The following is a 9,090-nucleotide window of genomic DNA, read 5'->3' on the forward strand; positions in this document are numbered from 1 at the left end:
CAGGTTATTGTCAAGTTAATTCAGAGGAAAAATTATGACCACCACCGCCGATGACGTTTGGAGATTATTAGCCGAATTAGTAGAAGCTCAAAAAGAGACAGAAAGATGCTTTCAAGAAACCGAGCGACGCTTTCAAGAAACCGAGCGTGTTCTCAAAGAACAATCTTTAGAAACCGAGCGGATTCTCAAAGAACAATCTTTAGAAACCGAGCGGATTCTCAAAGAACAATCTTTAAAAACTGATCGCCAAATTACCAGACTCAGTCAAGAAATTGGTAATCTTGGCGGTAAATGGGGACGTTTTGTCGAAAATATGGTAGCCCCCGCTTGTGAGACTTTATTTTTAAATCGTCAGATTCCCGTACATCAAGTTAGTCAAAGAGTCAGAAAACGTCTCGACGGTAAAACCCTAGAAATTGATGTGTTAGTAACTAATGAAAATCATGTGCTAGTAGTGGAAGTTAAAAGTAGTTTAAGTGTAGATGATGTCAAAGAATTAATCAAGAATCTAACAGAATTTAGGCAATTTTTTCCCGAATATAACCACAAACAATTATATGGGGCAGTAGCAGGCATTGAAATCGAAGAAGGAGCGGATAAATATGCTTATCGTCAAGGTTTATTTGTCTTGGCACAAAGGGGTGAAAATGTAGCGATTCTTAACGATACTGAGTTTCAACCGAAAACGTGGTATAATCCTTAAACTTGTCTTTGGGAAAGTCCAGTGCAATTCTGGTACTGTGCCGCAGCTGTAATCAAGTAAAAAGTAAAAAGAGTACATCTTCCCTTTTTCCTTGCGAGTCAGAATACCAATTACAAGTTTTTAATCGGTAGATAGACAAATAATTTTCTAACTACTTCTCTGCGTCGCATGGAGAACAAATAACGGTGAATTGGTTAGTTGAAGCAAATGCTTGTCCCGGTTTATTTTATGGAACTGCTGCCCAGGATGGGTTTTTAATTCGTCTCCGCACCCCCGGTGGATGGCTCAATTCTCCACAGGGAAAAGCGATCGCCACTTGGCTCGAACAATGGCAGACGACAATACAAGTTACCAATCGGGCAAATCTGCAAATTCGCGGACTGCAAAAATCCCCCAGTTTAGAAGAATTTCAAACCCTGCAAAAATTAGGGTTAGCTGCCCATAATCCCAGTGTTGATCATTTGCGTAATATCATGTCAAGTCCCACGGCTGGAATTGACTGCCAAGAATTGATCGATACTCGTCCATTAGTCCAAGAATTAGATAATTTTATCCAAAATTATCCATCAATTGTCCAACTAAGTCCTAAATTTAGTATCGGTATCGATGGCGGTGGTGCAGTGGGAATTGGCACCGGTTCAACTATGGCCTGGCAACACCGCTATAATGAGATTCAGCTATCGGCAATTACCGTCAATAATCCGAAAAATTTAACTTCTCTTGTTTGCTTTCGATTAGCCCTCGGAGGAGATAAACAATTCTATAATACGGACTTATTAATTGAGCCAGAAAACTGTTTAGCTGTGGTCAAAGCTTTAGTAACAGTTTATATCGATTATGTTCAACAAACCCCCAATATCAAGGGTAAAAAACCTCGGATGAAACACCTGCTCAAAGATTGGGGATTGACAAAATATCTCGAACAAGTTAACTCCCAATTACATCGGACTTCTACCGGCATAATAAAAGGGCAAGAATACCAGCAGGCTGCCCATTCTACTCAACCCTATTTTCATCTGGGAATTCATCCTCAAAAGCAACCCGGATTATCTTATATTGGTCTATCATTAAGATTAGGACAATTGACGGCTAATCAACTATGGGGATTAGCGACACTATCAGAAACTTTTGGCAGTGGTCAGTTACGATTAACCCCTTGGCAGACTGTTATATTACCCGATATTCCCGATGAAAAAGTGTCAGAATTGTTGCCAAAACTGGCATCCTTAGGATTATCCGCTTCTCCCGGATGGGATGCGGGGATAGTTGCCTGTAGCGGTAAACCGGGCTGTGCAGCGGCGGCCACTGCAACTCAAATTCATGCTTCTCTCCTAGCAGATTATTTGCAGGAACACTTAACCTGCAATTCTCCTGTTAATATTCATTTGACGGGTTGTGCTAAATCCTGCGCTCAACCGGGTCCAGCCGAAATTACCCTTTTAGGAACTACCATCGAGGAAAATGGCCAAATACTAGAAGCTTATCAAGTCTATGTGGGTGATAGTCAAAAGTTCTTAGAAACACCCATATTTGAGGGAGAATTTACCAAGATTCCCCCCCTCATAGCCCAAATTTTAAGCTCCCAAAAATCGAAAAATTTAGATGAATAGAATGGAATACATTAAGAATGGCGAGGAAATTTACCGCAAATCTTTTGCTATTATTCGGGCTGAAACTAACTGGGAAAATCTCCCCGATGATTTAGCTCATGTGGCGGTTCGTCTAATTCATTCCTGCGGGATGACAGACATAACAGAAGATTTAGAAGCATCACCAGACGCGGTTAAAATCGGACGAAATGCCCTCGCTGGTGGTGCAGCAATTCTCTGTGATTCTCAAATGGTCGCTAATGGCATTACCAAAGCCCGCTTACCTAAAGATAATCCGATTATTTGTACCCTCAATCATCTAGAAGTGACCGAGTTAGCACGGCAAATTAATAATACTCGCTCCGCTGCCGCTTTAGAACTTTGGCAACCTCATTTAGCTGGAGCGGTGGTAGCCATTGGTAATGCACCAACCGCACTTTTTCGCCTACTAGAATTGCTCGATCAAAATGTAGCTAAACCGGCTTTGATTTTAGGCTTTCCCGTGGGATTTGTAGGAGCGGCAGAGTCGAAAATAGAATTAGCAACTAATAGTCGTGGTGTGCCATTTATTACCCTGCACGGACGTAGGGGCGGCAGCGCAATCGCAGCAGCAGCAGTCAATGCTTTAGCAAAAGAGAACGAATTATGAATAAATTAGGCAAACTTTATGGATTAGGAATCGGTTCTGGTGACCCCGAATTGTTGACGCTAAAAGCACACCGGATTCTCACAACTGTTCCGGTAATTGCCTATCCTACCTTAGAAAGTGGCAAAGTTTTGGCACGGGCAATTGTTTCGGATTTTATCCGTCCCGAGCAGATAGAAATTCCCATGCCTTTACCTTTTAGTGTCGAGCGCAGTTCTCAACCTCATTATGATATTGCCGCCGAAAATATCGCCGAACAGTTAAATTTAGGTCGAGATGTGGCGGTTTTATGTGTGGGCGATCCGATGTTGTATGGCACATTTATGTATATCTTTAATCGCCTGTGCGATCGCTTTTCCATTGAAGTCGTGCCGGGTATTTCTTCAGTGATGGCAAGTGCAGCAATGCTGGGTGTACCTATCACTTATCGAAATGACGTATTTAGTATTATGCCCGCTACTTTAGAGGCGGAAATATTGCGGGATCGCCTAGCATTTATCGATGCAGCAGCGATTATTAAATTAGGCAGACATTTCGCTAAAGTTCGCAATATTCTCCAGGAATTAGGATTATTAGAACGCGCCCTCTACATCGAACGAGCAACCCTACCCAATCAGCAAATTATTCCGATTACAGAAGTCGATCCAGAGGCTGCTACTTACTGGTCATTAATTCTCATTCCTAGTAAAACTAAACCCCAATAACAAAGGCAGGAGGCAGGAGGCCGTTTTTGTAACGGGGATTTATGCCCCGCTCCCAAAACTTTTCGTCTTAAGGCGAGGTTTTAGACCCGATTTTTTCAATAACTCTATAGACACTAATTTAAATCCTCTATCCCCTACTGGGTGCATCTCACATTTGCAGAAATACCGACAATCAGCAATTATCAGTGACTCTTAAATGATGACAAATGTATCAGCAGCTGCCTGTAAGCATCCCACCAAAAAGCTAATGCGCGGGGGGGTTGGGGGCGACGCTACGCCCACGACGAGGCTCAACCATACCTCAACAACTAATGGAAGGGATTCCGGCATGATTAAAATAAATTAAGGTCATCTGGCCGCAGTCAGTTTTAACCGACTGAAAATATTACTTGGTTTGAGGAGCTTTTTAAATTGACAGACGAGCGCGTTTATTGGTTAGCATGGTCAAGTATTGCTGGAGTTGGGGCAATTTCCCTGAAGCGACTCTATCAGCATTTTGGCAGTGTCGCTGTGGCCTGGAATGCCACCGATAGTGCGATCGCAGAAGGGGCGGGATTTGGCAAAAAGTTAATGGTAGCGGTACGGGAAGGGCGATCGCAAATTGACCCAGAAGCTCTTTTCGCCGAACATATCCAGAAAAATCCCCTTTTTTGGACTCCTAGCGACCCACAATATCCCCGCTTTCTCCGGGAAATTCCCAGTCCTCCCCCCTTACTTTACTATCAAGGAAAGGTCAATTTAGAGGAAAATCAGGGAAATATCCCCACCGTCGCCATTGTGGGTACTCGTAACCCCACGGATCACGGCCGGCGCTGGGCGCGGCGCTTAAGTACCCTTTTGGCCCAACAGGGATTTACTATTGTTTCTGGCATGGCCGAAGGAATTGATGGCGAGGCACACCAAAGCTGTTTAAAAGCAGGGGGAAGAACGATTGCCGTCTTGGGAACAGGGGTCGATGTGGTTTATCCTAGTCATCATCGGCAGCTACAGGCGGACATCCAAAAGCAGGGTTTAGTCATTAGTGAACATCCCGCCGCAACTCAGCCGAATAAACCCCATTTTCCCAGTCGTAATCGCATTATCGCTGGTTTAAGTCGCGCGACGATTGTTATCGAGGCCCCCGAAAGGTCTGGCTCCCTGATTACGGCCAGTTATGCCAACGAATTTGGCGGCGATATCTATGCTTTACCCAATTCTCCCGATATTGCTGCCGCTAGGGGCTGTTTACAACTCATTCATCAGGGAGCGGAAATTATCGTTTCTGAGGAGAAATTATTAGAAATGTTGGGGGCAATTCCCACCACGAACCAATCTGCACCGCTTAATCTCTCCCCTTCACTCCCTCTAGAGACATCCCCAGTCGTTAATGCTGCTCCTCCAGTCAATCTAGAACCTAGACTAGCACAAGTGTATCAGTTATTTGACAGAGATGCCCTGTTGTTTGACATTATTGTTCAAAAAATGCAAATCCCCACCTCAGAAGTGGCGGGGATTTTATTGGAATTAGAATTAATGGGCTTAGTGACTCAGTTACCCGGTATGCGTTACCAGAAAACCTAGTCAACTCCTCTACAGGTATTTAGTTAAGGTATTAGCTAAAGTGGTTTTCGGTACAGCCCCGACCACCATATCAACTTTTTGACCTCCTTTGAAGATCATCAGAGTAGGAATACTGCGAATCCCGTACTGACTAGCGATATTGGGGTTTTCGTCGGTGTTGAGTTTCACCACCTTGACTTGCCCTTTGAACATTTCGGCAATTTCTCCGACAACGGGAGCCACCATTCGACAAGGGCCGCACCAAGGAGCCCAGAAATCTACTAGGACAGGGTTGGCACTATCTAAAACTTCATCTTTAAAGGTGGCATCTGTAACGGCAGTAACCTCTGACATACTTAAGAAATCCTCTAGTAATCACGGTTATCTAGAATACACAAAAATTTCATTCTAGAGATTCGTGGTGCGATGTTGACATTCCACTGGTGAAAAGGACGAGAACTAGCTCTAAATCCACTATAGAGGCCTTAACTTGCATCAGAGGTAGCTTCTTGGATCAATTTCACAAGGGGTATTCTTCTATTTTATAACCCTAGAGGCTCTATTTTGACTTTTTTTTGATAAAGTTTTGTAATATTGCCCGAGTCAGTCTCGATGAAAAAATTTTCACCACCAGAGATGAAAGAGGTTTCCTTCCCTACACCCCACACCCCAGACCCTACACCCTCTTTCAAGTCAGGGAGGGGTGATGGCAGCCAGATAAAATTTTCCTGAAGAAAAACCCCAAAAGTAATCGATTTTATCTAGGCTTAACCTGAGTTTGATGATGATCAGCACAAGCCACCTCCTAATTGAGCTTTTTTATGAAAATTCTGGTCTTAAATGCGGGATCGAGCAGTCAAAAAAGTTGTTTATACGATTTAGAGTTTCTCCCCGGCCATCCTCCGCAACCAATTTGGCAAGCGGGTATCGATTGGACAGTTAACCCTGATTACGGGGTTTTAACAGTCAAAGCTCAGGGAATTAAACAGGAAATTAATCTTTCTAGTCAAGACCGTCCGGCGGGAATTGCTCGGATGTTAGATACCTTAGTCACTGGCGAAACTAAGGTAGTAGCTAACCTCGCCGACATTAGTATAGTCGGTCATCGAGTTGTCCATGGTGGCACGGAATATTCCCAGGCGACCATGATCACTCCCCAGGTCAAAGAAACGATTAAAAAGCTGATTCCACTGGCTCCTAGCCATAATCCCGCTCATTTAGAAGGAATTGAGGCGATCGAGCAAGTTTTGGGCGATGTTCCTCAAGTAGCAGTGTTTGACACCGCTTTTCATCGTTCTATCCCTCCTGAGTCTTCTCTTTATCCCATTCCCTACCAATGGAGTGAACTGGGAATCCGTCGCTATGGTTTCCATGGCACCAGTCATCAGTACTGCTCGCAACGGGCCGCCGAATTGTTGGGAAAACCCCTAGAATCCTTGAAAATGGTGATTTGTCATCTGGGCAATGGTGCTTCCCTATCGGCAGTCAAGGGGGGTAAAAGTGTCGATACTACTATGGGATTTACTCCCCTAGAGGGATTGATGATGGGAACCCGCAGCGGTTCGATCGATCCAGGGATTCTGATTTATCTAGAGCGAGAATATCAATATAATCCCGATAGTTTAAATAGTTTACTCAATAAAGAATCGGGTTTAAAGGGAATTTCGGGTATTTCTGGGGATATGCGGGCAATTACCACGGCGATAGACGAAGGCAACGAGAGGGCAAAATTAGCATTTGAGATGTATATTCATCGTCTGAAAAGTTTAATCGGATCGATGATCGCTTCTCTAGAGGGGTTGGATGTGTTGGTATTTACGGCAGGAATCGGCGAAAATTCAGCTTTAGTACGGGAAAAAGCCAGTCAAGGCTGGTCTTTTTTGGGTTTAGAGTTAGATTTGGCTAAAAATGCCGCTCGTCCCCGGGATGAGGATATCGCCACCGACACATCTAAAGTGCGAGTGATGGTAATTGCTACGGCGGAAGATTGGGCGATCGCACGAGAATGCTGGCATTTATCTCCATAGACCTTACCTTTGGCCATTCTCTTTTGGCTCTTCCGTTGTGGGAATCTCCATAATCGGATGGTTGAGAGCAATCATCAAATGGTCTCCCTCTTGGCTAATACTGCTCGGACTGCTCGCCATTTGGGAGAGGGGATCATTGCGTCCCGAGACGAAGTAGGAGCCAACAGCGATCGCCATAGCCGTTAAAATTGCGCCACCATAAACACAATATTGCCGACGACGCTGACCATCGACTTTTCTGAACACCTGTTCTGCCAATCGGTCGTTGGCCATTGTAGCCGGTACGGGAATCTGCCTTAAATTAGTTTGTAATCCCAAGAGCTGCCGATAGAGTTTTTTAGCGGCAGCATCATGGTCTAACCAATGCTGAACTAGCTTTCTTTCCTCTGCCGTTACTTCGTTATCAATATAGGCGCTAATTAAATCGAAACGATGACTTTCCTCGTTATCCTCATCTAAAAACAAAATATCCTCGGCTGCGGAGTTGCAATCGCTGTCATCGTGACGTAACAAAGACTTGATCCATTGAACGTCTTCGGGTTGATAATTATTCATGGTTGACCTCGACCAGAAGAGATCGGTATGCAATCACTTTTTACCAGCACGGAGCTAGTTAACTTTAACGACTCCTCACTTCGGCCGTTAGTGCCGAATCACCACAATATTCTTTAGCCTTCTGTAAAATAGTGCTGTAAAACAGATTGTAATTTAGCGCGAGCGCGAGCAATGCGAGATTTAACAGTTCCTAAAGAAACTCCCGTGATCTCGGCAATTTCTTCGTAGGCCATACCTTCAATTTCTCGGAGAATAATAGTTGTCCGAAAAGCCTCTGGTAAATCAGCGATCGCCGCCTGTAATTGATCGTAGAATTCGTGGGTGGTGAGATGTTCATCGGGACTGGGGTAATCGGACTCGATATCCCAATCGATTTCGCCATCTTCCACGCGCCGGGGAGCATCGAGAGAAATGGGGTGATTAACCCGCTTGCGTTTCCGCAATTCGTCGTAAAAAAGATTAGTAGCAATGCGACTTAACCAACCGCGGAACTTGAGAGGTTCATGGAGACGGTTAATATTGCGATAGACGCGAATCCAGACCTCTTGAGCCAAATCAGCTCGATCTTGCCAATCGGGAGCTAAATGATAGAGTAATTTATCAACATGAGCTTGATAGCGCCGCAGCAGTTCCGCAAAGGCTGCTCGATCTGGCTGACACCCTTCCTGACAGCGTGCAATTAGATCGTAGTTGGAGAGTTTGTCAGGGGACACGGGGTTTTGAGACTTTTTGGTCTCAAGTGACCAAGATGCTGGAATCGATTGACTCATGGGATTTCCTCTAAGGATATAAACTCCTCACTCAGGGCTTGAGGACGGGAGAAGTTAGCAAAGGTTCCCAAAAATAAATAATTTTTTTTCCATATTTTGATTCTAACTGATCGAAGCGATCTGATCGGGTTGGTAGTTGCTGGACTGGGATTTGAGCGGGGCATTCAATCTTGTTGGTCCACGGGGCTGAAACCCTTGCTAATCAGTTATTTCAGCCACTGCATCCTTATTTGATGCCTAAACAGTTCCCACCTATGAGAAACGCTGTCACCACCATCAAGAGCTAATTAGAACAAAAGTACTAAACAAAAATACCCCACCAAAAAAAGACCAAAAGCTGAAAGGCTTACGTAGCAAGGGATAGAAAAAAGATCAAAAAATTTTGCCAAAAGGGGTTGACAAACCTGGGGAAGTTAGATACATTGGTAAATGCGCGGTTGAAGCGAAGCGAAAGCGAAGCGAAACAAACGACGCTCGAACCTAGACAAAACAATAGTTTGAAAGCCAAGCAAAAAAAGCCTCGTTTAGAAGCAATTCTATAACAAAGAAGTCAAACC

Annotated in this window: 9 protein-coding genes and 1 riboswitch; of the genes, 6 read left to right on the plus strand and 3 right to left on the minus strand. The window is 44.3% G+C overall.

The features are described 5' to 3' along the window. The first annotated feature begins 34 nt into the window (after window positions 1-34). The 5 genes from N0824_RS00410 (at window position 35) to dprA (ending at window position 5,202) form a co-directional block, all read left to right on the plus strand. Complete coding sequence (locus N0824_RS00410) at window positions 35-703, plus strand: DUF3782 domain-containing protein (RefSeq protein WP_158269528.1); 669 nt, start codon at window positions 35-37, stop codon at window positions 701-703. Beyond that, window positions 677-833: riboswitch (cobalamin riboswitch) on the plus strand. It overlaps the preceding gene by 27 nt. A 55-nt stretch (window positions 834-888) precedes the next feature. Next, on the plus strand, window positions 889-2,313 hold the full coding sequence (gene cobG / locus N0824_RS00415) for a precorrin-3B synthase (protein WP_108935297.1): 1,425 nt from the start codon (window positions 889-891) through the stop codon (window positions 2,311-2,313). 1 nt (window position 2,314) lies between these two features. After that, entirely contained in the window at window positions 2,315-2,941 is a 627-nt protein-coding gene (locus tag N0824_RS00420; RefSeq protein WP_108935298.1) for a precorrin-8X methylmutase, read from the plus strand. After that, the gene (gene cobI / locus N0824_RS00425) at window positions 2,938-3,642 is read left to right on the plus strand and encodes a precorrin-2 C(20)-methyltransferase (RefSeq protein WP_108935299.1); all 705 of its coding nucleotides are present in this window, start codon (window positions 2,938-2,940) and stop codon (window positions 3,640-3,642) included. The genes N0824_RS00420 and cobI overlap by 4 nt, the downstream gene beginning before the upstream one ends. A 411-nt stretch (window positions 3,643-4,053) precedes the next feature. Further along, on the plus strand, window positions 4,054-5,202 hold the full coding sequence (gene dprA / locus N0824_RS00430; protein WP_108935300.1) for a DNA-processing protein DprA: 1,149 nt from the start codon (window positions 4,054-4,056) through the stop codon (window positions 5,200-5,202). Between the two features lie 9 nt (window positions 5,203-5,211). On the opposite strand, the gene trxA is transcribed toward dprA, so the two are convergent. Beyond that, entirely contained in the window at window positions 5,212-5,535 is a 324-nt protein-coding gene (gene trxA, locus N0824_RS00435) for a thioredoxin (protein ID WP_108935301.1), read from the minus strand. Between the two features lie 467 nt (window positions 5,536-6,002). On the opposite strand from trxA, the gene N0824_RS00440 reads away from it, so the two are divergent. Then, a complete protein-coding gene (locus tag N0824_RS00440) occupies window positions 6,003-7,208 on the plus strand; it encodes an acetate kinase (RefSeq protein ID WP_108935302.1) in 1,206 nt (401 codons plus the stop codon). A gap of 3 nt (window positions 7,209-7,211) precedes the next feature. On the opposite strand, the gene N0824_RS00445 is transcribed toward N0824_RS00440, so the two are convergent. Together N0824_RS00445 and N0824_RS00450 are read right to left on the minus strand one after the other, a co-directional pair. Then, the gene (locus tag N0824_RS00445) at window positions 7,212-7,763 is read right to left on the minus strand and encodes an anti-sigma factor (RefSeq protein WP_108935303.1); all 552 of its coding nucleotides are present in this window, start codon (window positions 7,761-7,763) and stop codon (window positions 7,212-7,214) included. A gap of 113 nt (window positions 7,764-7,876) precedes the next feature. Next, entirely contained in the window at window positions 7,877-8,533 is a 657-nt protein-coding gene (locus tag N0824_RS00450; RefSeq protein WP_108935304.1) for a sigma-70 family RNA polymerase sigma factor, read from the minus strand. Between the last annotated feature and the right edge of the window lie 557 nt (window positions 8,534-9,090).

It is taken from the genome of Microcystis sp. 0824, assembly GCF_003112475.1.
GTDB lineage: Bacteria > Cyanobacteriota > Cyanobacteriia > Cyanobacteriales > Microcystaceae > Microcystis > Microcystis aeruginosa_C.

Coding starts and splice junctions, on each gene's coding strand:
- N0824_RS00410 (WP_158269528.1), top strand. CDS start 35: ATGACCACCACCGCCGATGACGTTTGGAGATTATTAGCCGAATTAGTA.
- N0824_RS00420 (WP_108935298.1), top strand. CDS start 2,315: ATGGAATACATTAAGAATGGCGAGGAAATTTACCGCAAATCTTTTGCT.
- cobI (WP_108935299.1), top strand. CDS start 2,938: ATGAATAAATTAGGCAAACTTTATGGATTAGGAATCGGTTCTGGTGAC.
- trxA (WP_108935301.1), bottom strand. CDS start 5,535: ATGTCAGAGGTTACTGCCGTTACAGATGCCACCTTTAAAGATGAAGTT.
- N0824_RS00440 (WP_108935302.1), top strand. CDS start 6,003: ATGAAAATTCTGGTCTTAAATGCGGGATCGAGCAGTCAAAAAAGTTGT.
- N0824_RS00445 (WP_108935303.1), bottom strand. CDS start 7,763: ATGAATAATTATCAACCCGAAGACGTTCAATGGATCAAGTCTTTGTTA.
- N0824_RS00450 (WP_108935304.1), bottom strand. CDS start 8,533: ATGAGTCAATCGATTCCAGCATCTTGGTCACTTGAGACCAAAAAGTCT.